At 72.4% G+C, this 24,158-nt stretch carries 18 protein-coding genes and 1 pseudogene; 10 read left to right on the top strand and 9 right to left on the bottom strand.

Annotated features, from left to right (window positions below; all coding sequences use genetic code 11):
• The first annotated feature begins 129 nt into the window (after positions 1-129).
• Positions 130-798, top strand: coding sequence for a hypothetical protein (locus DWB77_RS28990; protein WP_120724567.1), 669 nt, complete (start codon positions 130-132; stop codon positions 796-798).
• 58 nt (positions 799-856) lie between these two features.
• On the opposite strand, the gene DWB77_RS28985 is transcribed toward DWB77_RS28990, so the two are convergent.
• The 3 genes from DWB77_RS28985 to DWB77_RS28975 all read right to left on the bottom strand — a co-directional run bounded on the left by DWB77_RS28985 (position 857) and on the right by DWB77_RS28975 (position 3,823).
• A complete protein-coding gene (locus DWB77_RS28985) occupies positions 857-1,906 on the bottom strand; it encodes an aminotransferase class V-fold PLP-dependent enzyme (RefSeq protein ID WP_120724566.1) in 1,050 nt (349 codons plus the stop codon).
• A gap of 153 nt (positions 1,907-2,059) precedes the next feature.
• Entirely contained in the window at positions 2,060-2,770 is a 711-nt protein-coding gene (locus DWB77_RS28980) for a DsbA family oxidoreductase (protein WP_120724564.1), read from the bottom strand.
• A 93-nt stretch (positions 2,771-2,863) separates the two neighbouring features.
• Positions 2,864-3,823, bottom strand: a complete 960-nt coding sequence (locus DWB77_RS28975) for a GlxA family transcriptional regulator (RefSeq protein WP_120724563.1) — start codon at positions 3,821-3,823, stop codon at positions 2,864-2,866.
• A 70-nt stretch (positions 3,824-3,893) separates the two neighbouring features.
• On the opposite strand from DWB77_RS28975, the gene DWB77_RS28970 reads away from it, so the two are divergent.
• Positions 3,894-5,273 (top strand): MFS transporter, encoded by a 1,380-nt coding sequence (locus DWB77_RS28970; RefSeq protein ID WP_120724561.1) that lies wholly within the window; start codon positions 3,894-3,896, stop codon positions 5,271-5,273.
• A gap of 339 nt (positions 5,274-5,612) precedes the next feature.
• On the opposite strand, the gene DWB77_RS28965 is transcribed toward DWB77_RS28970, so the two are convergent.
• Positions 5,613-7,142, bottom strand: a complete 1,530-nt coding sequence (locus tag DWB77_RS28965) for an aldehyde dehydrogenase (NADP(+)) (protein ID WP_120724559.1) — start codon at positions 7,140-7,142, stop codon at positions 5,613-5,615.
• 154 nt (positions 7,143-7,296) lie between these two features.
• On the opposite strand from DWB77_RS28965, the gene DWB77_RS28960 reads away from it, so the two are divergent.
• The 4 genes from DWB77_RS28960 (at position 7,297) to DWB77_RS28945 (ending at position 11,480) form a co-directional block, all read left to right on the top strand.
• On the top strand, positions 7,297-8,067 hold the full coding sequence (locus tag DWB77_RS28960) for an IclR family transcriptional regulator (RefSeq protein WP_120724558.1): 771 nt from the start codon (positions 7,297-7,299) through the stop codon (positions 8,065-8,067).
• Positions 8,068-8,084: 17 nt separating this feature from the next.
• On the top strand, positions 8,085-9,305 hold the full coding sequence (locus tag DWB77_RS28955; protein WP_120724556.1) for a sensor histidine kinase: 1,221 nt from the start codon (positions 8,085-8,087) through the stop codon (positions 9,303-9,305).
• Entirely contained in the window at positions 9,302-9,955 is a 654-nt protein-coding gene (locus tag DWB77_RS28950) for a response regulator transcription factor (RefSeq protein ID WP_120724554.1), read from the top strand. The genes DWB77_RS28955 and DWB77_RS28950 overlap by 4 nt, the downstream gene beginning before the upstream one ends.
• A gap of 64 nt (positions 9,956-10,019) precedes the next feature.
• Entirely contained in the window at positions 10,020-11,480 is a 1,461-nt protein-coding gene (locus DWB77_RS28945) for a peptidoglycan D,D-transpeptidase FtsI family protein (RefSeq protein ID WP_120724552.1), read from the top strand.
• Positions 11,481-11,552: 72 nt separating this feature from the next.
• On the opposite strand, the gene DWB77_RS28940 is transcribed toward DWB77_RS28945, so the two are convergent.
• The 3 genes and pseudogenes from DWB77_RS28940 to DWB77_RS28930 form a co-directional block, all read right to left on the bottom strand.
• Positions 11,553-12,341 carry an HAD family acid phosphatase gene (locus DWB77_RS28940; protein WP_120724550.1) on the bottom strand — a complete coding sequence of 263 codons (789 nt, stop codon included), beginning with the start codon at positions 12,339-12,341 and terminating at the stop codon, positions 11,553-11,555.
• Positions 12,342-12,733: 392 nt separating this feature from the next.
• Positions 12,734-13,878 (bottom strand): annotated as a pseudogene (locus DWB77_RS28935) (hypothetical protein).
• Entirely contained in the window at positions 13,875-14,840 is a 966-nt protein-coding gene (locus DWB77_RS28930; RefSeq protein ID WP_120724548.1) for a 5-dehydro-4-deoxyglucarate dehydratase, read from the bottom strand. The pseudogene DWB77_RS28935 and the gene DWB77_RS28930 overlap by 4 nt, the downstream one beginning before the upstream one ends.
• A 265-nt stretch (positions 14,841-15,105) precedes the next feature.
• On the opposite strand from DWB77_RS28930, the gene DWB77_RS28925 reads away from it, so the two are divergent.
• The 3 genes from DWB77_RS28925 to DWB77_RS28915 all read left to right on the top strand — a co-directional run bounded on the left by DWB77_RS28925 (position 15,106) and on the right by DWB77_RS28915 (position 18,604).
• Complete coding sequence (locus DWB77_RS28925) at positions 15,106-15,915, top strand: NAD-dependent epimerase/dehydratase family protein (RefSeq protein WP_120724546.1); 810 nt, start codon at positions 15,106-15,108, stop codon at positions 15,913-15,915.
• Positions 15,916-15,997: 82 nt separating this feature from the next.
• A complete protein-coding gene (locus DWB77_RS28920) occupies positions 15,998-17,224 on the top strand; it encodes a TerD family protein (RefSeq protein ID WP_120724544.1) in 1,227 nt (408 codons plus the stop codon).
• A gap of 162 nt (positions 17,225-17,386) precedes the next feature.
• Complete coding sequence (locus tag DWB77_RS28915) at positions 17,387-18,604, top strand: beta-ketoacyl-[acyl-carrier-protein] synthase family protein (RefSeq protein ID WP_120724542.1); 1,218 nt, start codon at positions 17,387-17,389, stop codon at positions 18,602-18,604.
• A 22-nt stretch (positions 18,605-18,626) separates the two neighbouring features.
• On the opposite strand, the gene DWB77_RS28910 is transcribed toward DWB77_RS28915, so the two are convergent.
• Both DWB77_RS28910 and DWB77_RS28905 read right to left on the bottom strand, forming a co-directional pair.
• Positions 18,627-20,213 (bottom strand): TROVE domain-containing protein, encoded by a 1,587-nt coding sequence (locus tag DWB77_RS28910; RefSeq protein ID WP_120724540.1) that lies wholly within the window; start codon positions 20,211-20,213, stop codon positions 18,627-18,629.
• Positions 20,214-20,525: 312 nt separating this feature from the next.
• The gene (locus DWB77_RS28905; RefSeq protein ID WP_120724538.1) at positions 20,526-21,977 is read right to left on the bottom strand and encodes a hypothetical protein; all 1,452 of its coding nucleotides are present in this window, start codon (positions 21,975-21,977) and stop codon (positions 20,526-20,528) included.
• Between the two features lie 318 nt (positions 21,978-22,295).
• Between DWB77_RS28905 and DWB77_RS28900 the strand changes: the two genes are divergently transcribed.
• Positions 22,296-24,131, top strand: coding sequence for an endonuclease/exonuclease/phosphatase family protein (locus tag DWB77_RS28900; protein WP_120724536.1), 1,836 nt, complete (start codon positions 22,296-22,298; stop codon positions 24,129-24,131).
• The last annotated feature ends 27 nt before the right edge of the window (positions 24,132-24,158 follow it).

Below are 24,158 nucleotides of genomic sequence, written 5' to 3'. Positions count from 1 at the left end.
GGACACCTCCCCGGACCCCCGGCCTGGGAGCCGTATCGGCGCCGCCCCCACGGGTCCGGTTCACCCGGACCGGTCCCCGGGCCCGTTGCGCACAGGTGGGTCCACAGAGATCGTTGGTACGGTCCCTCCATGTCCCTGGTCGATAAAACTCCCCGAACTCCCGTCACCGCCGCCGACGTCGAGCACGCGGTGCGGCTGTCCGTGACCGCGCTGCGCGCCGGGCTCGCCGCTGACTGGAGCGTGCCGGCCGGTTCGCTGGAGTGGGACTGCTGGGAGACCGTGGAACACCTCTCGGACGACCTCTTCGCCTACGCCGTACAACTCGGCCCCGCCCAGCCCCCGCTGGACGGCGAGGTGCCCTACCTGTGGGAGGCCAAGCGCCCCGGCGGCCCCCGCAACGCGGTGCACGCCGACCGCGCGGCCGGTCCGGCCGGCCTCTTGCAGACGCTGGAGGCGAGCGGCGCCCTGCTCACCGCGATGGTCCGCACCACCCCGCCCGAGGTGCGCGCCTACCACGGCTTCGGCGTCTCCGACCCCGAGGGGTTCGGCGCGATGGGCATCGTGGAGACCCTGCTGCACACCCATGACGTCGCCGAGGGCCTCGGCCTGACCTGGGCCGCTCCGGCCGGACTCTGCGACCGGGTACTGGCCCGGCTCTTCCGGGACGTACCCGAGGACCAGGACCGCTGGCGGGTGCTGTTGTGGGCATCGGGCCGGGCGGACCTGCCGGGCCGGCCCCGTCCGGACACCTGGCGCTGGTACGGCGAGCCGGTCGGCGCGGGCGCGGCCACCCCCTGAGCCTCCCCGAGAACGACCTACGCAGGCCGGGAGCCGACCGCCCGGCCGCTCTCCCCCGTCAGCGGGCGGGCAGCAGCTCCAGGAGCCGGTCCACGTCCTCGGCCGCGGTGTACAGGTGGAAGGACGCCCGCATGTTGCCGGCCCGGTTGGACAACTCGACGCCGACGCCGCTCAGTTCCTCCTGACGGTGGCCGAGGCCGGGCACCGAGACGATCGCGGAGCCGGGCGCGGCCACCGGCTCGTGCCCGAGCGGGGCGAGCCCGGCACGGAAGCGGTCGGCGAGCGCGGTGTTGTGCGCGTGGATGCGTTCGATGCCGAGTTCCTCGACGAGGGCCAGCGAGTGCCGGGCCCCGGTGTACGAGAACAGGGCGGGACTCTCGTCGAACCGCCGCGCGGAGTGGGCGAGTTCCTCGATCGGGCCGTAGCAGGAGTCCCAGGGCCGCTCGCCCGCGACCCAGCCCGCGAAGATCGGGTTCAGGCCGCCGAGGTCGTCGGGGACGGTCAGGAAGGCGACTCCGCGCGGGGTGGTGAGCCACTTGAAGCCGACGGCCACGGTGTAGTCGTACGCCCCCGCATCGAGGGGGTACCAGCCCGCGCCCTGGGACATGTCGACGAGGGTCCGGGCGCCGTGGGCGCGGGCGGCGTCACGGATGGCGCCGAGGTCGGCGATCCGGCCGTCGGCGGACTGGACCGCGCTGACCGCGACCAGCGCGGTACCCGGCCGCACCGCCTCGGCCAGGCGCTCCAGCGGGGTGGTGCGCACCTTCAGGTCCTGGCGCATGTGGAACGGATTCACCACGGAGCTGAAGTCGGCCTCCGCGAGGAGGACTTCGGCCCCTTCGGGCAGCGAGGCGGCGACGAGCCCGGCGTAGACGGCGACGGAGGCGCCGGCCGCCACGCGTCGCACGGGGACGCCGACGATCCGGGCGTACGCGGCGCGAGACGCCTCCACGTCGGCGAACATGTCGGTGGGGCGGCCGGCGGCCGATGCGGCCAGGGCCTCACTCATGGCGGTCACGGCCCGGGCGGGGAGCAGCCCGGTGCTCGCGGTGTTGAGGTAGGTGGTCTGCGGCGCGAACTCGCCGCGCGCGAGGGAGTCCAGTTCCATGGCTCCACACTGAATCCCCGGCATTCCCAAGTCAATTGGGTAAAATTGACCGATACACCCAAGCGATCCTTATGTATCGGCCGCCGTGTCCGCACCGCGGAGGCTCGGCCGCGGTGCGTCGACAGCGGATCCTCAACCCGCGCGGGATCGCCGTCAGCGGCGCGGAACCTCGCACCCCTCGGGCCCGCACGCCTCCGCGTCGCCCTCGATCGTCTTGAGGGCCGGGGTGTGCGCCTGCCAGGCCTGTTCGAGGGCGCGGGTGAAGACCTCGGCGGGCTGGCCGCCGGAGATCCCGTACGTCCGGTCGAGCACGAAGAACGGGACGGCGTTCGCGCCGAGCTCGGCCGCCTCGCGCTCGTCGGCGCGCACCGCGTCGGCATAGGCGTCCTGGTCGGCGAGGACCGTACGCGCCTCCGCCTCGTCCAGGCCCGCCGCGACCGCGATCTCGACCAGGACCTCGGCGTCGAAGACGGAACGCTCCTCGGCGAAGTTGGCCCGGTAGGCGAGGTCGAGCAGCTCGTTCTGGCGCCCGCGCTCCTTGGCCAGGTGCAGCAGCCGGTGGATGTCGAAGGTGTTGCCGTGGTCACGGCCGTCGGCGAGGTAGCCGAGCCCCTCGGCGTGCGCGTTGGAGGCGACGTTCGCCTCCATCTGCCGAGCCTCTTCCAGGGTGCGGCCGTACTTCTCGGCGAGCATCGGGATCACCGGGCCGACGTCGCCCTTGGGCCGGTTCGGGTCGAGCTCGAAGGAGCGGTGGACCACCTCGACATCGTCCCGGTGGGCGAAGTCGGCCAGGCCCTTCTCGAAGCGGGCCTTGCCGATGTAGCACCACGGGCAGGCGATGTCGCTCCAGATCTCGACGCGCATGTCACTTCTCTCACGTTGTTGAAGGCTGTACGTCCCCCACAACGCGCACGCCCCGTGCCCCATTCCCGCCCCCTTCCCACCGGGTCGGCCCGCTCAGGCCGCCGTGGTGAGTCTGGTGAAGGCGGCCCGGTAGGCGCTCGGGGTGAGACCGGTGCGGCGTACGAGGTGGGCGCGGAGGGAGTCCGCGCTGCCCAGGCCGCTCGCTTCGGCGATCCGGTCCATGGGGAGCGTGGTCGTCTCCAGGAGTTCCTTGGCGCGCTCCACGCGCTGGTGCAGCAGCCATTGCAGCGGGCTGACCCCGCTCTCGGCGTGGAAGCGGCGCGTCAGGGTGCGTACGCTCACGCCGGCGTGCCGGGCCAGGTCGGTGAGGGTGAGCGGCTTGTCGAGGTTGCGCATCGCCCAGCCCCGGGTGTCCGCGCAGACCACCCCGCGCTCCGCGGGCAGCGGGGTCTGGGTGAACTGGGTCTGTCCGCCCGGGCGGACCGGCGCGACCAGCGCCTGGCGGGCCACCGCGTTGGCCGCGGCGGCGCCGTAGTCGCCACGGATGATGTGCAGGCACAGATCGATGCCGGCCGCGTACCCGGAGGACGTCATGACATTGCCGTCCTGGACGTACAGGACATCGCCCTGGAGATCGAGCGCGGGGTAACGCCTGCGCAGTTCCTCGGCCAGCTCCCAGTAGGTGGTGGCGCTGCGCCCGTCGAGCAGTCCCGCCTCGGCGAGCACGAAGGCACCGCTACAGATGGAGGCGATGCGTACGCCCCGCGCGGCGGCCGCCCCGACCGCGGCCACCGTGCGCGGATCGGGCTCGTAGCGCCGGCCCGTCCCCGCGACCAGGACCGTGTCGGCGTCCTCCACCGCGTCCAGGCCCCGGCCCACATACAGGTCGAGCCCTCCGGTCGTGGCGACCGGGCCGGGCTCGGGGGTGCACACGACCACCTCGTACGCCGGTCGCCCCTCGACCTCCACCTTGCCGAAGAGCAGCTCGGGGATGGCGAGGTTGAACAGGGAGACGGGCGAGGGCGCGATCACGGCGACCCGGTGCAGCGGCATGGCCAGAACCTCCGGACGTATGGCATTCGGGCCACTACTGTACGCCCCGGGCGCCCGCCAGGCTGGGGGCATGTCACCGAACGCCTCCCTCCAAATCTCGCCCACCGAACGCCGGTTGACCCCGCGGGCGCCGCGCGTCTCCTCCCCCGCCCTCACCCTGACGGCCGCCCTGCTCGGCTTCGCCCTGATCACCCTGGACGCCTCCGTGGTGAACGTCGCCCTGCCCGCGGTCGGCACTGATCTCGGCGGCGGCATGTCCGGCCTCCAGTGGGTGGTGGACGCCTACACCCTCGCCTTCGCCGCCCTGATGCTGTCGACCGGCGCCTTCGCCGACCGGGTCGGCTCGGCGAGGGCGTACGCGCTCGGCACGGTCGTCTTCACCCTGGCCTCCGCGGCCTGCGGCCTGGCCCCGACCCTCGGGGCGCTGATCGGCGCGCGCGTCCTCCAGGGTGTGGCGGCCGCGGTGGTCCTGCCCGCCTCGCTCGCCCTGGTACGCCAGGCCTACCCGGACCCGGAGCGCGGGGCCAGGGCGGTGGCGCTGTGGGCGGCCGGGGGCTCGGTGGCCGTCGCGCTCGGCCCGGTCGCGGGCGGCGCGCTGACCACGCTGTGGGAGTGGCGGGGCATCTTCTACATCAACCTGCCGCTCGGACTCGCCGCCCTCGCCCTCACCACCCGCGCCCCGCGCACCGGACGCCGGCCCGCGCCCCTGGACCTGCCGGGTCAGCTCGCGGCCGCCGTGGCGCTCGCCGCGCTCGCCTTCGCGGTGATCGAGCACGGCACGGTACGGATCGTGGCGGGCCTCCTCGCGCCGGCGGCCGGGGTCGCGTTCTGGTGGATCGAGCGCCGCGCCGCGCACCCGGTGGTGCCGTTCGGCCTGTTCCGCGGCCGGACCGTGGCCGTCGCCCTGGGCGCGGGCGCCACGGCCAGCGTGGCGTTCTACGGCGTGATCTTCGCCTTCAGTCTCTACTTCCAGCGGGTGCGCGGTGAGTCCGCGCTGACGGCCGGGCTGATGTTCCTGCCGATGACGGCGCTGATCCCGGTCATGAACGTGCTGTCGGGCAAGCTGTCCAACCGCTTCGGGCCGCGCGTGCCGATGCTGGCCGGTCAAATCATCGCGCTGGCCGGTTTGTTGATGCTGCTGCTCGCCGACGAGCGGACCCCCACGCTGCTCGCCGCGTTCCTGCTGGTCCCCCTCGCGCTCGGCTGCGGCCTTGCGGTGCCGGCGCTGACCGCCGCCATGATGGAGGCGCTGCCGCGGGAGCGGGCGGGGCTTGCGGCGGGGGTGCTCAATGCCGGGCGGCAGGTTGCGGGGGCGCTCAGCATCGCGGTGTTCGGTGCGCTGGTGGGGGGTGGGGTGGGGTTCGTGCCGGGGTTGCGGGTGAGTCTGCTGATCGCGGCGGCCCTGCTCGCCCTCTCCGCCCTGACGACACTACGACTCCGCCGCCCCTGACCCCGTGCCCCGGTCCCCCTGGGGCTCCGCCCCAGACCCCGTATCGCGCCTGAACGGCGCTCGTCCTCAAACGCCGGACGGGCTGAGGTGGCCCGTGCTGGCCAGCACCGAGCCTTTAAGGGGCGCGGGGAACTGCGCGACCAGCCACACACGGCCCGCAGCCGAAAACGGATTTTGGGGGCGCGGGGAACTGCGCAAAAAGCGGGCACGGCCCGCGGCCGAAAGCGGGGTTAGGGGCGCGGGGAACTGCGCGAAAGGGGGCCGCGGACCGCGCGGGTCAGGGTGGATGGGCCGGCCCGAACGGCCGTGGGGCTAAGGGCCGTTCGGGGCGGCGCGGGGTTATCCCGGGGTGCCGTTCACGCGACGCGGCAACCCCAGCGGATTGTCGTCCCGCAACTCCGGCGGCAGCAGCGCCTGCGGAGTCGACTGGTAGGTGACCGGCCGCAGCCAGCGCTCCACCGCGGTCGCGCCGACCGACGTCGAGGTGGAGGTGGACGCGGGGTACGGACCGCCGTGGTGCTGCGCGGGGGCGACCGCGACACCGGTGGGCCAGCCGTCGACGAGGACACGGCCCGCCAAGTGGGTCAGTTCCGCGAGGAGTTGGTCCCCGGAGCCCTCACCCCGCGCCTCCGCCGAGGAGAGCTGAAGGGTCGCGGTGAGGTTGCCCGGCAGCCGGGAGAGCACCGCGCCGATCTCCGCCTCGTCCGCGTACCGGGCGACGACGGTGACCGGTCCGAAGCACTCCTCCAGGAGCAGATCGTGCTCGCCCTCCTCCGCCAGCAGCGCCGCCGGCACGGTCAGAAAGCCGCCGCTCACCGTGTGCTCGCCGCCCGCGCCGGGCGTGACCGGGGCCTCGACCCCGGGCAGCGCGGCCCGTTCGGAGACACCGGCGACGAACGCGTCGCGCATGCGGTGGTCGAGCATGACGTTGGCGTCGGTGTCGCTGACGGCGGCCGTCAGGGCCTTGAGCAGGGCGTCGCCCGCCTCGCCCCGCGGGGCGAGCACGAAGCCGGGCTTGGTGCAGAACTGGCCGACCCCCAGGGTCATCGAGGCGCCGAGCCCGGCCCCGATCTGCTCGCCGCGCTCCTCGGCGGCGGCGGCCGTCACCACGACGGGGTTGAGGGAGCCGAGCTCGCCGTGGAAGGGGATGGGCGCGGGGCGCGCGGCCGCCGCGTCGAACAGGGCGCGCCCGCCGCGCACCGAGCCGGTGAAGCCGGCCGCCGACACCAGCGGGTGGCGTACGAGTTCGACGCCCGCGGTGAAGCCGTGCACCAGGACGACGACGTCCTCGGGCAGGCCGACCCGGGCCGCCGCGCGGCGCAGGAGCGAGACGCAGAGCTCGGAGGTGGCCGGGTGGTCGGGGTGCGCCTTGACCACGACGGGGCAGCCGGCCGCGAGCGCGCTCGCGGTGTCGCCGCCGGGGACGGAGAAGGCGAGCGGGAAGTTGGAGGCGGAGTAGACGGCGACGACCCCGAGCGGGACCTTGATCCGCCTGAGGTCGGGCCAGGGCGGCGTCCGGGACGCGTCGGCGTGGTCGATGCGTATGTCGAGGAAGGCGCCTTCCTCGACGGCCTCGGCGAACGCCCTCAACTGGGCGGTGGTCCGCGCCAGTTCGCCGCGGAGGCGGACCGGGCCGAGCGCCGTCTCGGCGTCGGCGGCCTCCACCACGTGGTCGGCGGAGGCGTCCAGGAGGTCGGCCGCGGTCCTCAGGAGGACGGCGCGTACGCTCAGGTCGGCCAGCGCCCCGCGGGTGGCCCAGGCGGCCCGGACCGCCTGATCGACCTCTTCGGGCGTGGCTTCGACCGCAACCTCTTCACGCGGCTTCCCCGTACGGGGGTCGACACTCCAGACTGGTGCTGCTGCGCTCACCGCGTTGTCCTTCCACTGCCCGGTCCGCTCCTGCCACCCACCAGGACTTGTTCGGTATTCTGAACAGAGTTCCCGATGCTGAATATGCTGGGACTCTATTAACGGGCGTTCCGCCTTGGCAAGAAGCCTCGGCGAGAAGGAGCGGGGTGCTGGGATGTCGGCTGCCGATTCAGGTGGAGCACAGGTCAAGTCCGCGGTGCGGACGGTCGAGTTGCTCGAGTATTTCGCAGGACGGCCCGGAATGCACTCCCTCGCCGCGGTCCAGGAGGCGGTGGGCTACCCGAAGTCCAGTCTGTACATGCTCCTTCGCACCCTGGTGGAGCTCGGCTGGGTGGAGACCGACGCCACGGGCACCCGGTACGGCATCGGCGTCCGCGCCCTGCTGGTGGGCACCTCCTACATCGACGGCGACGAGGTGGTGGCGGCGGCCCGCCCCACCCTGGACCGCCTCTCGGACGACACCACCGAGACCATCCACCTCGCCCGCCTCGACGGCACGAACGTGGTCTATCTCGCCACCCGCCAGTCGCAGCACTACCTGCGCCCGTTCACCCGGGTCGGCCGCCGGCTCCCCGCCCACTCCACCTCGCTCGGCAAGGCGCTGCTCGCCACCCACAGCGACGAGCAGGTGCGCAAACTGCTCCCGGAGAACCTCCAGCAGCTCACCGAGCACACCATCACCGACCGGGAGAAGCTCATCGAGGAGCTGCACCTCGTCCGGGAGCAGGGCTACGCGGTGGACCGCGAGGAGAACACGCTCGGGCTGCGCTGCTTCGGTGTCGCGATCCCGTACCGCACCCCGGCGCGCGACGCGATCAGCTGCTCGGTGCCGGTGGCCCGGCTCACCCCGGCGCACGAACAGATGGTGAAGGACGCCCTGTTCGACGCGCGGGACCGCCTGACGCTGGCCACCCGTCGGCTCTGAAGGCTCGTCACGCCGTGATGCGCGCGCTGTTCGGTGCCCGGGCGCGGCACCGCTGGGTCCATCTGGTCATCGGCGGGGCCCTGTTGATGCCGTACTTCCTCGTTGGCACGGTCGTCGTGAGCCCTGTGGCGGGCGGCGTCAGCCCGTTCACGTCCTTCCCGCTCGCGCTCGTGTCGTTCGCCGTCGCGCTGCCGTTCGCCGCCGTGTCCGGTCTCGTGCCGATCGCCCGGCCGCTGCTGGTGTTCGGCGTCCGGGCGCTGGGCGGGGTGGATCCGGCGGCGCTCGCCGACGGGCCCGCCCGCTCCTGGGAGGCCCGGCTGCGCGTCTCCGCCTGGTACACCACGCATGTCGCGGTGGGCGGGATCCTGAGCGGGATGAGCCTGGCGCTGCCCCCGTTCACCGTGTTCCTGATCGTGCTGCCCTTCTTCCCGGGCCTGCGCCACACCGCGTACAGCAGCGGCGGCCCGCTCTCCACCGGCTGGGGCATCGCGCTCGCCCCGATGGCGGGGATCGCGATGCTGTTCGGCCTCGCGGCGTGTTCGGCGGCGGCCGGGGCGCTGCTCGCCCGGCTCGCGCCGCTCCTGCTCGGGCCCGCTCCCGCCGACCGGCTGGCCGCCGCCGAGCGGCAGGCGGCGGAGCTGGCCGTGCGCAACCGGCTCGCCCGCGAGCTGCACGACTCGGTGGGCCACGCCCTGAGCGCGGTCACCCTTCAGGCCTCGGCCGCCCGCCGCGTCCTGGACTCGGACCGCGCGTTCGTGCGCGAGGCCCTCGCCGCCATCGAGGAGACCGCCCGGCGTACGGTGGACGAACTCGACTCCGTACTGGGCCTGTTGCGCCAGGACGACGGGGATCCGGCCACCCCGGACCTCGCCGCCTTGCAGGGGCTGGTGTCCCGCACGGGCCTGAAGGTGGCGTACTCCCTGGAGGGCGATCCATCCTCGGTGCCCGAACTCGTCTCGCGGGAGGCGTACCGGATCGTCCAGGAGGGACTGAGCAACGCCCTGCGCCACGGCGGGAGTTCACCCGTCGCCCTGCAAGTCGCCGTCGGCGACGGAGAGTTGGTCCTGGTGATGGAGAACCCCCTGCCGTCTCGGGCGCCGGTGGTGCGCCCCGGCGGCGGACGCGGCCTGCGCGGGATAGCGGAACGGGCCGCGCTGCTCGGCGGGCACGCGTCGGCCGGCACCGAGGACGGCCGCTGGCGGCTGCGTGCGTGCCTTCCGCTGGGCGGTGCGCGATGAGCGGCACGGTCCGGGTGGTGGTGGCCGACGACGAGCGGATGGTGCGCACCGCGCTGCGGGTGATCATCGACGCGGAGCCGGATCTGGAGGTGGTCGGCGAGGCCACGACGGGCGCCGAGGCCGTCGCGGTGGTTTGCGACCGGCTGCCCGACGTGGTCCTGATGGATGTGCGGATGCCGGAGATCGACGGGATCCGCGCCACCGAGCAGATCCTGGCCACGCTCGCGGCGCCGCCGAGGATCGTGGTGGTCACCACCTTCGAGAACGACAGTTACGTCTATGACGCGCTGCGCGCCGGCGCCTCCGGGTTCCTGCTGAAGCGGGCCGCCGCCGAGGAGCTGATCCAGGCGGTCCGTCTGGTCGCCCGCAGCGACTCGCTCCTGTTCCCGGCGAAGGTCCGCGAGCTGGCCGCCCGGCACGCGCCCGAGCAGGCCGCCCCGGCCTGGACGGCCCGGCTCACCGAGCGGGAGGCACAGGTGCTCCGGCTGATGGCGACCGGCCTCACCAACGCGGAGATCGCCGACCGGATGGGCGTGGGGCCGGCCACGGTGAAGACCCATGTCGCCTCCGTGCTGGCCAAGACGGGCACCCGCGACCGCACCCAGGCGGTGATCGCGGCGTATGAGTCGGGCTTCGTCCGGCCCCGATGAAGGTTTCCTGAGAAACCGGGACAACAGGAACTCCACGCTCCGGCCCGTCCGTCCTGCATACGGGATGAACAAGACAATCAGGCGCGCCTCGGTCTTCTGTCTGCTGATGGTGCTCGCCCTCCTCGGTCGAGCCACCTATGTGCAGTTCTACGAAGGCCAGGCCCTCGCGGACGACAAGCTGAACCGGCGGAACACCATCGCGGAGTACGCGCAGCCGCTCGGGGACATCATCGTGGCCGGTTCGCCGGTCACCGACTCGAAAAGGACGAAGAGCGGCGACCTCGCCTACCAGCGCGGCTACAAGGACGGGCCGCTGTACGCGCCCGTCACCGGCTTCGCGTCACAGGCGTACGGATCGACGCAGCTGGAGGGGATCTACTCCAAGGTCCTCGACGGCAGCGACCCGCGCATGCAGAACCCCCTGGACGCGCTCACCCGGCAGCGGTCGCCCGGCGGCGACGTGTTGACGACGATCGACCCGGCGGTGCAGAAGGCCGGCTATCAGGCGCTCGGCAACAAGGAGGGCGCGGCCGTCGCGATGGACCCGAAGACCGGCCGCATCCTCGGCATGGTCTCCACGCCGTCCTACGATCCCTCGAAGATCGCGGGGTCCTCGTCGGCGGACGGTGCGGCCTGGAAGCAGTTGGAGCAGGACCCGAGCAAGCCGATGCTCAACCGGGCGCTGCGCCAACCGCTGGCGCCGGGCTCCACGTTCAAGCTGGTGGTGGCGTCGGCCGCGCTGGAGAACGGGCTGTACTCCTCGATCGACGAGAACACCGCGAGCCCCAACCCGTACCGGATGCCGGGCACCACCACGGATCTGCGCAACGAGTCGGCGTCCGCGCCCTGCGAGAACGCCTCGATCCGTACGGCGCTCGAATACTCCTGCAACAACGTGTTCGGCAAGATGGCCGTGGACCTGGGCCAGGACAAGGTGCGGGCCATGGCCGAGAAGTTCGGCTTCAACGACGCCGAGCTGGACGTGCCGGTCCGCGCGGCGACGAGCGTGTACCCGAAGAACATGGACAAGTCGTCGACGGCGCTCTCGGGCATCGGCCAGTTCGATGTGACCGCGACCCCGATGCAGATGGCCATGGTGTCGGCCGCCCTTGCCAACGACGGCGTCATGTCCTCGCCCCATATGGTGTCCAAGGTGACCGACTCCAAGGGGAGCACGCTCCAGTCCTACCCGGACTCGGACGGCACCAGGATCCTGTCCTCGAAGACGGCGCGGGCGATGTACAGCGCGATGATCTCGGTCGTCACCGACGGCACCGGGTCCAACGCGAAGATCGACGGCCTGGAGGTCGGTGCCAAGACGGGCACGGCCCAGCACGGCGTGGACAACTCCAAGAAGCCGTACGCCTGGTTCACCTCGTTCGCCAAGGACCCGGCGACCGGCAAGGACGTCGCGGTGGCCGTGGTCATCCAGGACTCCGACGCCGACCGCTCCGAGGTCAGCGGCAACGGCCTGGCGGGCCCGGTCGCCCGGGCGATGATGAAGGCCGCGCTGGCGTCCGACTGACGCGGTGGAACCCGGCCCGGGGCGCGCGTGGACGGCGGGCGCCCCGGACCGGAGCGGGGCGGGACGGGCGGGTTACGGCAGGAAGTACATCGGGTTCGGGATCTTGTACGTCTTGTCGGCGTGGCCGCCCGAGAGGTCGGTGTACTGGTCGCCGAGGTTGGCCACGATGTGGTAGCCGAGCGACTCTATGTGCTTGCGGGTGCCCGCCTTGTAGTCCACCGTCGAGCAGGTCCAGGTGGGCTTGCCGCAGCTCAGGTAGGCCGGCGCGTTGACCTTGTCCTTGAGGAAGAAGTGCGCGGGGTCGACGGGGACGTTGTAGCCGGCCTTGGTCAGGTTGACGGCGCTGGCGTCGCGCTGCGAGACGTCGCGTCCGGTCAGGAAGAAGACCGTGACGCCGTTCTTGGCCGCGTAGTTGACCAGGTCCGGCATGCCGAACACGGCGATCGAGCGTGCGCTCTGTACGTACGCGTCGAAAGCGGCGGCGTTGTAGGCGAAGCCGTTCTTCTTCTCGTAGTCGTACGTCAGCAGCGTCGTGTCGTCGACGTCGAGCACGATGGCGGGCTTGCGGCCGTCCCACCCCGGGTGCTCGGCGGCGTGCTTGATCTGCCGCTTGGCGCGGGCCTCGATGTCGGCGACCTGCTTGGCGTAGTTGCTCGTGGGCGACGCCTGGTAGCTCCCGGAGGCGTCGGGGGCGCCGCCGTAGTACGCGTTAATCTTGTCTTCGACCTTGGTGACATTGGGGATCTCGCGGTCCGACTTCGGCGCGGCGTTGTCGGCGGAGGCGGCGCCGACGCCGTAGAAGGCGACACCGGTCACGGCGAACGCGGCGGCGGTGGCGGCGGCTTTGGTAAGAGTGCGCATGGCCGCCTGTCTACGCGCATCACACGCGCCCCGCCAGGGCAAACCCCCAAATCTTTGCCGCACCGTGTCCTACCGGGGGTAGGGGGCGGGGGGTTGGGGGCGGGCCAGCACGGGGCCCCCTGCGGGGTGGCTCGGGGGGGTGCGGGGTGGGCCACCGCCGGGCCCCCTGCGGGGTGGCTCGCGGGGGTGGGGGTGGGGCATCACCGAGCCCTGCGGGGTGGCTCGGGGGGGCGGGGTGGGCCTCCACCGAACCCTGCGGGGTGGCTTGCGCAGTTCCCCGCGCCCCTAACTACTCGGTGCCGGCCAGCACCTCAGCCCGTCCGGCGATTGAGGACGAGCGCCGTTGAGGCGCGATACGGGGTCTGGGGCGGAGCCCCAGCCCGCGCCGGGCATCAGCCCGGGACGCCCGATCTCCGCACCATCGCCAGATCCCCGTCCGAAGCCAACCCCACGTGATAGAGCCGAAGTTCCGTCGCCCCACCCCCCCGCACCCGCTCCGCCTCCTCCCCAGCGCCCCCGGCCTCCCCCCCATCCCCGACACCACCGTGACATTCGCGGCGATCACCGAACCCCCCGCCGCCCGCGCGGCGAACCCCCGCAGCAGCTCCGTCCCGCCCGCCCCGCCCGGCACCACCACCCCATCGGCCACGCCAAGAACGTGCCCGGCGTCGACGCCCACGTTCGCCCCGCACCGATCCGGCCGGGGATCCGCGTGCAGCAGCACCTGGAACCCCGCCCCCGCCCGCCCCCGTACCGCCGCGACGGCCGCCTCCTGGAGCTCCTGGGCGACGCGCGTGCGGAACGGCAGCGTGGCCGCGAGGAGCTCCGCGCCGGACGGGTCCAGCGGGCCACCCCGCCACACCGGCTCCAGCGCCCGCCGCACCCACTCCCTCAACTCCTCGGTCTTCAGGCCCACTTCCTCGTAGCCGTACCCGCAGGAGGGACAGAAGCAGAGCGACATCAGGTACTGCGCGGTGTCCTCCAGGGCCACCCCCGCGATCTTGTCGTGGCCGTGCAGATGGGCGAGGCCGTACCAGCCACAGGATTCCAGCTCGACCCCGAGGGCCCCGGGCCGCACCGCCGCCTCGGCCGCGAGGGCGACGAGGTAGCCCCGGACCCGGGGTTGAGCGATGCAGGGGGCCCAGGGGTAGCGGTCGCCGTAGGCGTTGACCACGGACGTCGCGGGGTGTTCCGCGCCGAGCCGGGAGTTGTGCGCGAGCACCACCCAGGAGTGCACGTCGAGCCCGGCCGCCGCGAGCGCTTGAGCGGCCTGTCCGAAGGCATCGCCGGGCGCCCAGGACCCGGAAGCGTACGGCCTCAAGTCCCGTCCCCGCCAGTACAGTTCGCTCGGCGGATAGAGCACTGCCGCATGCTCGGCGGTGACGATGCGGTGGCCGGGGTGACGTGGCGTCAGGGCGCGGGTCGAGTGGTAGGCGGAGGCCAGCGTCACCTGCCGGACCCCGAGGTCCGCGATGCGCGCCGGGGCGTCCGGATCGCCCAGGACGTCCCAGGGGTAGAGAAACGCGGAGGTCTTCACACGCCCGCCCCACGAACACCGGCCGCACCGGACGTACCCAACAGCGCCCGCCCCCGCTCGATCAGCGCGGCGAGCTGCTTGATGTGGTCGTCGTCGGGCTCGGTCAGTGGGGGGCGGACCTCGCCGACGTCCAGGCCGCCGAGCCGTACGCCCGCCTTGACCAGCGAAACGGCGTACCCACGGCCCTGGTTGCGCAGTTCGACGAGCGGCACGAAGAAGCCGTCGAGCAGCCGGTTGGCCAGGGCGTCGTCGCCGGATTCGAGGGCCCGGTGGAAGGCGAGCGCGATGTCGGGGGCGAAACAGAAGACGGCCGAGGAGTAGAGGGTGATGCCGATGCCCCGATAGGCGAGACCGGTGAGTTCGGCGGTGGGCAGGCCGTTGAAGTACAGCGGGGCAAGGCCCGCGGAGCGTACGGCGCTGACGATGCGCTGCATCAGGTCGAGGTCGCCCAGGCCGTCCTTGAAGCCGATGATGCCGTCGACACGGGCCAGCGCGACGGCGGTCTCGGGGGTGAGGACCGCGTTGTCGCGCTGGTAGACGATGACGTCGAGCGAGGTCGCCCCGGCCAGCTCGGTGTAGTGGCTCAGCAGGCCCGCCTGGTCCGGGACGACGAGGTAGGGCGGCATCGCGAGCAGCCCGTCCGCGCCGGCCTCCTCGGCAAGCCGCGCGTACTGGACGGCGAGGGCGGTGCCGTATCCGGCGCCGGCCACCACCGGGACGCGGCCCGCGCTCTCCTCGACGGCGGCGGCGACGCAGTCCCGGAACTCCTGCGGGGTCAGGGCGTGGAACTCCCCCGTCCCGCAGCAGGCGAAGACCGCGGTCGCGCCCGCCTCGATGCCCTGGCGCACATGCACCCGGAAGGTGTCGAGGTCGAGGCTCCCGTCCGGCCCGTACGCGGTCACGGGGAAGAATAGGGGTCCGCTGACGTGAGTGAGACGGGCGGCGAGCGGGGCTGAGGTCACGGGTGCTCCCTGGGCAAGGACCGTCGTGCACAATTCTGACTGGCGTCTATATTTCTGAACGCCTCAACGCTAAGGCAGCGCCCTTGCGCAGGTCAAGGCGAACAACCCCGACCCGCAAGCGGATTGAGCCCATGGCGCGCCCCTTGACGTGGTTCGGGCGCGCTCCCTAGCGTGTCCACGCATGTGAATGATGTCCATGGATGCATCGGGTCGACGAACGGTGCCCCCTGATCCGCCCGGACAGCCCGCACCCCGAGGAGAGCCCATGCCCCGACCCCGCACCGTCCTGCTCACCGGCGCCGCCGGCGGGCTCGGCACCCTGATGCGCGGGCTGCTTCCGGCGTACGGATACGAGCTGCGCCTCCTGGACGTGCTGCCGATCCCGGACGAGCCGGCCGCCATCACCGCCGACCTCGCCGACAAGGACGCGCTGCGTGCGGCCGTGCACGGGGTCGACGCGGTGCTCCATCTGGCCGGGATCTCCCTCGAAGCGTCCTTCGACAAGATCCTGCGGGCCAACATCGAAGGCACGTACAACCTTTATGAGGCGGCGCGCGCGGAGGGCGTGCGGCGGATCGTGTTCGCCTCCTCCAACCACGCGGTCGGCTTCACCCCCCGCCCGATGGGCACGGACCCGCTCATCCCGGTCGCCACTCCGCACCGCCCCGACACCTTCTACGGCCTGTCCAAGGCCTTCGGCGAGGATCTGGCGCAGTTCTACTGGGACAAGCACGGCCTGGAGACCGTCTCGGTGCGCATCGGCTCCTGCTTCGCCGAGCCCACCTCCGTACGGATGCTGTCGGTCTGGATGAGCCCGGACGACGGGGCCCGGCTGTTCGACGCGGCCCTGACGGCCGAGCGCGTGGGGCACACCGTGGTGTACGGCTCGTCCGCCAACACCCGCCTGTGGTGGGACCTTGCCTCGGCACGGGCCCTGGGCTACGAGCCACGGGACGACTCCGAGCCGTACGCCGAAAAACTCCTCGCCGAACAGGGCGAACTCGACCCGGAAAGGCCCGAGCACGCCTGCCTCGGCGGCCACTTCACCACCGACCCGCCGATCTGGCCGCACTGACCTCCCCGCGCGAAAGGAACGCGGCGGCGACATTCGGCCGAGGTTCAAGGAACCGCAAAGCCGCGCCGCTCGTTTCCGGGGCATGACCGCAATGACCCCCGGCTCGAACCTTCCGCTCCCGACCACCCGCGTGACGGTGGACGTCACCGCCCCCGTGCGGCTCGACGTCTCGGGCCTGCTGCTCACCGCCGACGGCAAGGTGCGCTCGGACGACGACTTCATCTTCTACAACCAGCCGCAGGGCCCCGGCGTCACCCACCGCTCCGGCGGCGGGTCCGCGGCCGACGCGATCGTCGTCGACACCGCCGCCGTGCCGCCCGGCATCGAGAAGATCGTGGTGACCGCCAGTCCGGACGCGGCGGGCCAGACCTTCCAGGGCATCGAGCCCACCGCCACCCTGCGCAACGGCGACGACGGCAGCGTGATCGCCTCCTTCACGCCCCCGCGCCTCGGCAGCGAGACGGCGCTGGTGGTCATGGAGATCTATCTGCGCGGCGGCGCCTGGAAGGCCCGCGCGGTGGGGCAGGGGTACGCCAACGGCCTCGCCGGGATCGCCACGGACTTCGGCGTCTCGGTATCGGAGCCCGCCACACCCGCCGCGCCCTCCGCACCGACCACACCCACCGCGCCGCCGATGCCGTCCACCCCTCCGGCCGATCCGCGCCTCGCGGCCCCCGCCCCGACCCCGGCGGCTCCCGCGGCACCGGCCGCCCCCGCTCCGACGGCCGGCGGAAAGATCAACCTGGACAAGGGCCGGGTCAACCTCCAGAAGAACCAGACGGTGTCCCTGGTCAAGGGCGGCCGCCCGCTGCTCTCCCAGGTCAAGATGGGTCTTGGCTGGGAGCCCGCGTTCCGCGGCAAGGACATCGACCTGGACGCCTCGGTGATCGCCTACGGCCCGCAGCGCAACCACCTGGACACCTGCTACTTCGGCAAGCTCTCCATCCTGAACGGCGCCATCAAGCACTCCGGCGACAACCTGACGGGCGAGGGCGCGGGTGACGACGAGGTGATCGTGGTCGACCTCGGCCGCATCCCCGCCGAGGCCACCGGCCTGGTCTTCACCGTGAACTCCTTCTCCGGCCAGAAGTTCAGCGAGGTCGCCAAGGCGTACTGCCGGTTGATCGACGCGGCGAGCGGCGAGGAGCTCGTGCGCTTCGACCTGACCGGCGCGGAGCCGCAGACCGGCGTCATGATGGCGAAATTGATCAAGCAGTTCTCGGGCGAGTGGGAGATGACGGGGCTCGGCAGCTTTGTGAAGTCCCGTACGGCGCGCGGCATGGTGAAGCCGGGGGCGGAGGCTCTGTAGCGGCGCCGGAGGGCGGATCCTTCGACGACCGAGCGCGGCGGGGCCCCGGGTCCCGCCCTCCGCATCGCACATCCGCCCTATAGGAACCCCACAAACCCTCCGGGACAAATCGCTACCTTGACGCTCTCACCGCGGCCTCCGTTCGGCTGACAGGGTCGAGGCATGAATGATCTTGGAGAAGTACTCGTCACCGGTCTCGGCGCCCTCACCCCGCTCGGCGCCGATGCCACCACCACCTGGGCAGCCATGCTGGCCGGCACCTCCGGAGTGCGGCGGTTGGAGGAGGACTGGGCGGCGGAGCTGCCCGTATCGGTGGCGGCCGGCCTCGCCGTGGACCCCCTGTCGCTGCTGGCCCGGGTCGAGGCACGCAAGCTTGATCATTGTGAACAACTCGCGATGATCACCTGCCGTGAGGCCTGGCAGGACGCGGGCGCCCCGGAGGTGGCTCCGGAACGGCTGGCGGTGGTGATCGGTACCGGCGCCGGTGGCGTGCTGAGCACCCTGAACCAGGACGACACGTTCGAGAAGAGCGGCTCCCGGCGCCTCTCCCCGTACGCCGTGCCGATGCTCATGCCGAACGGGCCGGCCGCCTGGGTGTCGATGGAGCTCGGCGCGCTGGGCGGGGCCCGCACCCCGGTCAGCGCCTGCGCCTCCGGTGCCGAGGCGATCGCGATGGGCCTGGACCTGATCCGTGCGGGCCGCGCCGATGTGGTGGTGGCCGGTGGCACCGAGGCCTGTCTGCACCCCTTCACGCTCGCCGCGTTCGCGCAGATGAAGGCCCTGTCGACCGAGGACAAGGATCCGGCGGCGGTGTCGCGCCCCTTCGATGTGGACCGCAGCGGTTTCGTGATGGGCGAGGGGGCGGGGCTGCTCGTCCTGGAGCGGGCGGAGTTCGCGCGGGCGCGGGGCGCGCGGGTGTACGGGTCGGTGGCGGGCGCGGCCGTGACGTCCAGCGCGGACCACATCACCGCCTCGGACGTGGCCGGGCAGGTACGGGCCATCGAAAACGCGCTGCGCGACGCCGAGTTGGGCCGCTCCGACATCGGCGTCGTGCACGCGCACGCCACCTCCACCCCGCCGGGCGACCTCGCCGAGGCGCAGGCGGTGGCCCGGGCCATCGGCACGCATCCGGTGGTCACCGCGACCAAGTCGATGACGGGGCACATGTTCGGCGCCTCCGGTGCGATCGGCGCGATGGCGGCGCTGCTGGCGCTGTACGACGGCACGGTGCCGGCCACACGCAACCTGGACCGCCTCGATCCGGCGGTCACCCTGGATGTGGTCGCGGGCGAGAACCGCACCGGCTCCTGGGACGCGGCGCTCGCCAACTCCTTCGGTTTCGGCGGGCACAACGTGAGCCTGGTGCTCAAGCGGGCCTGAGCACCAGGCGTGAGGGCGGCCGTCAGCCCCGCTGCCACGGCCAGTCGGCCGAGCGGCCCGCCTCCAGCAGCGGCACCATGCGGAACGCCGCGTCGGTCAGGCCCCCGAAGACATGCCGGTGGGCCGTGCCCGACGGGCCGTGCCCGGTCCGGTATCCGGCCAGGTTCCAGGTGTAGACGGGCACCTGCGCCGGGATCTGCTCCGTCGGGCCGCCGTCGCGGTGGTGGGCGCTCTGTTCGTCGGTCACGATCAGCACCCGGTCGTGGCCCCGGTAGTGCCGGCGGACCGCTTCGGTGGTGCGGGTGCCGCCGAGGTCGCCGAAGCGCGCCAGGACCTTCAGGACGGACTCCTCCGTCCGGTACGCCACGGGTGCGCTGTGGGAGCCGAACTGCACGAGGTCCGCGTCGTCGGCCCGTACCGCGAGCGCCGTACCGAAGATCGCGGCGGCGTCGGCCCGGTTGAGCCGGGAGCGGTCCGAGAGCGGCGCCCACATCGAGCCCGAGCGGTCGACCAGGATCAGGGTGCGGCCGCCGAGCGCGGGCACGTTGGCCAGCGAGTGGCCGAGCGCCCGCTCCAGCGGGTAGGACCAGCGCAGCGAAGGCGCGTGGCGGTGGGCGGCGAGGTAGCGGAACGGGAACTGCCGTGACGCGGCGACGACTTCGGGGTCGGAGATCTTCGCCGCCACCCGTGCGGCGACCTCGTCCGAGACGCCCGCCGCATCGAAGTTGCGCAGGTTGCGCACGAGCGCCATCGGGCCCATTGACGGAATGACCGCCTCCCAGGCCCGCTTGTCCATCGGCCCCTGCAACCAGCCCGCGAGCGCCTCCCAGGTCAGCCCGGCGGCGGCCAGCCGCTCGGCGCCGTCGGGGGCGTGCAGCACCGCGCGGCGGCGCTCCTTGACCGGCAGCGCCATCAGCGCCCGGTGCGCGCTCAGTACGGAGTTGCCGGGCGGTGGCACCGCCGTGTCCGGGTGGTGCCGCCGGTCCAGCGCGTACCGGAACAGCTCGCCCTGCCACGGCTTGGCCGGGTCGGGCGCCGCGTGCACCAGGTTGAGGATGTCGCCGAAGCGGTACCCCTTGGACGCGGTGTCGTACTTGAGCAGCGCCCTGCCGCTGTACAGACGGCGTACGGCGTCGGCGATGCCGCGCTTCACGGGCTTGGGCACGTTGCGGCCGTAGCGGGACGTCCAGTAGCCGAGCAGTTCGCCGGGCTCGTCGGGGCGCAGCAGCACGGAGGCGATGACAGCGCGGTTGGCGGGGCCGTCGGCGGCGCCCGCGTCGAGGCGCGCCTTGACGTATTCGGCGGCGCCGACGAGGGAGGCGGTCCGCAGCCCGCCCTCGCCGCGCAGCCAGCCGAGCAGGCCCGCGGTCCACTCGGGGTCCTCTACGGCGAGCCCGCGCACCAGCGTGGCGAACCGGTCGTCGCGGTCCGCACCGGACTCGTAAAAGCTCTGCTGGGAAACGAAGTTGGCGACGGCGAGCAGGAACAGTTCCGAGCGGGCGTCCCGCAGGTGGCCGCGGCCGCCCTCGTGGGTGGGGGCGAGGACGCCGGTGGACGCCACCGGCGAGGTGGTGCGCGCGGTGGTGGCGCGCGTGTTGAACCGAGCCATGGTGAATGGCCTCCCGAGATCGGATGCGGCGACGGCGCATTTCATACGAGGAAGGAGCCGTTGCCTGCGCACCGGGACGAGTTCGACCCTAGGCGCGGGGTGCGAAGGCCCGCCACGGATTTTCACGGGCGCGGGCAGGGGCGGATGCGTGGGCGCGACCTTCACGGGGCCCGGCGGCACCGGCCCGAACGAAGCTCAACTCGCTGCCGCACAGCCCGAGTTGGCGGACACGGAGCGTCCGGGCATGACTCCGCCCGGCGGCCGTGGAGGACGCCGGGCGGAGAAGAGGGCGAGAGGGCGAGTGCGGGAAGGTCAGGTGCGGGAGCGGGCCTTGAAGGCCGCCTTGCGGGCCTCCTTGGCGGTGGACTTGTCGGGGTGGAGGCGTCCCATCGCCTCCAGGACGTCCGCCGTCGCGGGGTGCTCCACCCGCCAGGCCGCGTCGAAGAACCCGCTGTGCTGGCCGACCAGGCCCTCGACGAGTTCCTGGAGCTCCTCCAGGTCGCCCTCGACCGCGAGTTGGGCCGCGATGGTGTCGATGGCCAACCAGAAGATCATGGTCTCGGAGGGCGGCGGCACGTCGGGGGCGCCGCGCTCGGCGAGCCACACCCGGGCCAGGCCTCCGAGTTCGGGGTCGGGAAGGACCGCGCGCACGGCGGGTTCGGCCGAGGCTCCGGTCAGGGCGAGCGCCTGCTGGCAGTGCAGCCGTCGCAGCGGGGCGCCGGCGTCGCCACCCCGGGCGGCCGCGAGCAACTCCCCGGCCGCTTCGGCCGGTTCGCGCCGGGCCAGCCACTGCTCGGTCTCGGCGCGGGCGGAGAGTTCGGGGAAGTAGGCGATGCCGTCGAGCAGCGCGTCGGCGCCCTTGTCGGCCAGGTCGCCGACGGCCGGCGCGTCCACGCCCGCCTCCAGCATCCGGGCCCGTACGCCGTAGAGGCCGAGCGGGGTCAGCCGGACCATGCCGTAGCGGGACACGTCCTCGTCGTCGACGGGCGGGGTGGGCTCGTCGCCGACCTCGGCCATCAGCGCCTCGTCGACGGGCTCGTACTCGACCAGGCCGATCGGCTCCAGGATCCGGAACTGGTCGTCGAGGCGCATCATCGCGTCGGAGACCTGCTCCAGGATGTCGTCGGTGGGCTCCCCCATGTCGTCGGGGACGATCATCGAGGCGGCGAGCGCGGGCAGCGGCACGGGCCCCTGTGAGGTGCCGGACTCGCTGACGGTGAGCAGATACAGGTTGCCGAGGACGCCTTCGAGGAAGTCGGCCTCCTCCTCGGGGTCCCATTCGAGGCGCTCGAAGTCGATCTCGCCGTCCTCGCCGACGAGGTCGGCGAAGTCGTCGATGACCGGGGCGGTGGCGTCGGCGAAGATCACGTCGAAGGCGTCGAGCCAGAGGGCGAGGACGTCGTGCGGCGATCCGGCGGTGAGCAGGGACAGGTTCTCGCCGGCGGAGGCGGTGCCCTCGGCGTCGTCGTCCTCGCCGGCGGCCGGGGCGTCCTCGATGTCGACGAGGCCGGTGTCGACCGCGACCCGCCAGGCCTCGCTCGCGTACGCCGGGCCGTCCTGGTCGTCCCCCAGGCCGAGTTCCGCGGCGGCCGCGGGCAGCTGCTCCTCGACGAGTTCGCCGCCCGCACCGACCCGGGTTTCGGGTCCGGCCCAGCGGGCGAGCCGCACGGCGCGGGCGAGCAGCGGGGCGGACAGGGCCTCCCGGGCCAGCTCCGCCTCGGAGTTCAGCCGTACCGGCGGCAGGGTGGGGCGGTCTCCGGACATCTGGGGGTACTCCTCGGCCGTACGGTCTGGGCGCTCCGGTCCCACTGGGTCAGCGGTGGGCGAGCGGCACCCAGCGTAGACGCATTTCACCGGGTTTCGTTGCGCCGGCCGTGCGCTCGGCCGCCGACGCCCCGGCCGCGGGGCTCACCGTGGGCCGGCCGCGACGGGCACCGCGCCCGGCGCACCGGAGATTCACTTACTCGTCAGTAGTCGTCCACCGCGAACTCTTGACAACTCACCACCCCAGACAAGAGATTGACGCGCGTAGAACCGCACCGCCGCACGCACCTTTCCTCCCTCATCACCCGGAGTACGTGAATGCCCGTTCCCAGAACCGCCGCCGTGTCCGCCGTGGTCGCCGCAGCGCTCGCCGCAGGCCTGATCTCTGCCGCCTCCTCGCAGGCGGCCCCCGCCGCCCCCGTGCCGGCGAAGATCCATGACGTCCAGGGCACCACCCGGATATCGCCGCTGGCCGGCCAGCAGGTCACGGGCGTGACCGGCGTGGTCACCGGTGTGCGCGCCTATGGCTCCTCCAAGGGCTTCTGGTTCCAGGACACCGCGCCCGACAAGAACCCCGCCACCAGCGAGGGCATCTTCGTCTTCACCGGCTCCAACCCGACCGTCGCGGTGGGCGACGCGGTGGACGTCTCCGCCACCGTCACCGAGTACGTTCCCGGCGGGCTCTCCTCGGGCAACCAGTCGCTGACCCAGCTCTCGAAGCCGACCGTGACGGTCCTGTCCTCGGGCAACGCGGTGCCCGCTCCGGTCGTCATCACCGCGCGCTCGGTGCCCGACCGGTACACGCCGAACGGCGACCCGGCGGCCGGCAACAGCGTCAACGGCCTCGCCCTGCGCCCCAAGACGTACGCCACGGACTACTACGAGTCCCTGGAGGGCATGAACGTCCGCATCGGCACCTCGCGGGTCGTCGGCGCCACCGACCCGTACTCCGAGCTGTGGGTCACGGTGAAGCCCCACGAGAACCGGACCGCGCGCGGCGGCTCCCTGTACGCCTCGTACACCGACCAGAACACCGGCCGGCTCCAGATCCAGAGCCTGATGCCGAAGGACCAGCAGCCCTTCCCCACCGCGAACGTCGGCGACACGCTGACCGGGACCACCGAAGGCCCCCTGGACTTCAACCAGTTCGGCGGCTACACGATCACGGCGCGCACCCTCGGCACGGTCAAGGACAACGGCCTCAAGCGCGAGATCACCCGCAAGCAGCGCACGGGCGAGCTGGCGGTGGCCACGTACAACGTGGAGAACCTGGACCCGTCCGACCCGCAGTCCAAGTTCGACGCGCTGGCGCAGGGCGTGGTGACCAACCTGGCCTCGCCGGACGTCGTGGCCCTGGAGGAGATCCAGGACAACAACGGCGCCAAGAACGACGGCACGGTGGACGCCTCGGCGACCGTAAGGAAGTTCACGGACGCGATCGTCGCCGCGGGTGGCCCGGCCTATCAGTGGCGTTCGATCGACCCGGAGAACAACAAGGACGGCGGCGAGCCCGGCGGCAACATCCGCCAGGGCTTCCTGTTCAACCCGGCCAGGGTCTCCTTCACCGACCGCCCCGGCGGCGACTACAAGACCGCCGTCGCCGTCACCGGCACCAAGGGCCACCCGGCGCTCACCGTCTCCCCCGGCCGGATCGACCCGGCCAACCCGGCATGGCAGGACAGCCGCAAGCCGCTGGCCGGCGAGTTCGTGTTCAAGGGCAGGACGGTCTTCGTGATCGCCAACCACTTCGCGTCGAAGGGTGGCGACGAGGGCCTGCTCTCCCAGCACCAGCCGGTGCCGCGCTCCTCGGAGACCAAGCGGCTCCAGCAGGCGCAGGCCGTCAACGCCTTCGTGAAGCAGCTGCTCGCGGTCGACAAGCACGCGGACGTGCTGGCGCTCGGCGACATCAACGACTTCGACTTCTCGGGCACCACCAAGGCCCTGGAGGACGGCGGCGCGCTGCGCTCGGCCTACCGGACGCTGCCGAAGAAGGAGCGCTACTCCTACGTGTACCAGGGCAACACCCAGGTCCTGGACCAGATCCTGACCAGCCCCGCCGTCCGTGGCTTCGACTACGACAGCGTGCACATCAACGCGGAGTTCGCGAACCAGACCAGCGACCACGACCCGCAGGTCATCCGCTTCCGCCCGTAGCGGGTGGCGTCCGGACCGGGAGGTTTT

It is taken from the genome of Streptomyces hundungensis, assembly GCF_003627815.1.
Lineage (GTDB): Bacteria > Actinomycetota > Actinomycetes > Streptomycetales > Streptomycetaceae > Streptomyces > Streptomyces hundungensis_A.
Note: the sequence above shows the minus strand (reverse complement) of the source record. Positions and strands in the feature narration are given on the sequence as shown.

Bases quoted from the DNA above. Each gene is read 5' to 3' on its own strand.
- DWB77_RS28970 (WP_120724561.1), top strand. From the start codon at position 3,894: ATGTCACCGAACGCCTCCCTCCAAATCTCGCCCACCGAACGCCGGTTG.
- DWB77_RS28900 (WP_120724536.1), top strand. From the start codon at position 22,296: ATGCCCGTTCCCAGAACCGCCGCCGTGTCCGCCGTGGTCGCCGCAGCG.
- DWB77_RS28980 (WP_120724564.1), bottom strand. From the start codon at position 2,770: ATGCGCGTCGAGATCTGGAGCGACATCGCCTGCCCGTGGTGCTACATC.
- DWB77_RS28905 (WP_120724538.1), bottom strand. From the start codon at position 21,977: ATGTCCGGAGACCGCCCCACCCTGCCGCCGGTACGGCTGAACTCCGAG.
- DWB77_RS28990 (WP_120724567.1), top strand. From the start codon at position 130: ATGTCCCTGGTCGATAAAACTCCCCGAACTCCCGTCACCGCCGCCGAC.
- DWB77_RS28925 (WP_120724546.1), top strand. From the start codon at position 15,106: ATGCCCCGACCCCGCACCGTCCTGCTCACCGGCGCCGCCGGCGGGCTC.
- DWB77_RS28950 (WP_120724554.1), top strand. From the start codon at position 9,302: ATGAGCGGCACGGTCCGGGTGGTGGTGGCCGACGACGAGCGGATGGTG.
- DWB77_RS28985 (WP_120724566.1), bottom strand. From the start codon at position 1,906: ATGGAACTGGACTCCCTCGCGCGCGGCGAGTTCGCGCCGCAGACCACC.
- DWB77_RS28960 (WP_120724558.1), top strand. From the start codon at position 7,297: ATGTCGGCTGCCGATTCAGGTGGAGCACAGGTCAAGTCCGCGGTGCGG.
- DWB77_RS28915 (WP_120724542.1), top strand. From the start codon at position 17,387: ATGAATGATCTTGGAGAAGTACTCGTCACCGGTCTCGGCGCCCTCACC.
- DWB77_RS28955 (WP_120724556.1), top strand. From the start codon at position 8,085: ATGCGCGCGCTGTTCGGTGCCCGGGCGCGGCACCGCTGGGTCCATCTG.
- DWB77_RS28940 (WP_120724550.1), bottom strand. From the start codon at position 12,341: ATGCGCACTCTTACCAAAGCCGCCGCCACCGCCGCCGCGTTCGCCGTG.
- DWB77_RS28920 (WP_120724544.1), top strand. From the start codon at position 15,998: ATGACCGCAATGACCCCCGGCTCGAACCTTCCGCTCCCGACCACCCGC.
- DWB77_RS28975 (WP_120724563.1), bottom strand. From the start codon at position 3,823: ATGCCGCTGCACCGGGTCGCCGTGATCGCGCCCTCGCCCGTCTCCCTG.
- DWB77_RS28910 (WP_120724540.1), bottom strand. From the start codon at position 20,213: ATGGCTCGGTTCAACACGCGCGCCACCACCGCGCGCACCACCTCGCCG.
- DWB77_RS28945 (WP_120724552.1), top strand. From the start codon at position 10,020: ATGAACAAGACAATCAGGCGCGCCTCGGTCTTCTGTCTGCTGATGGTG.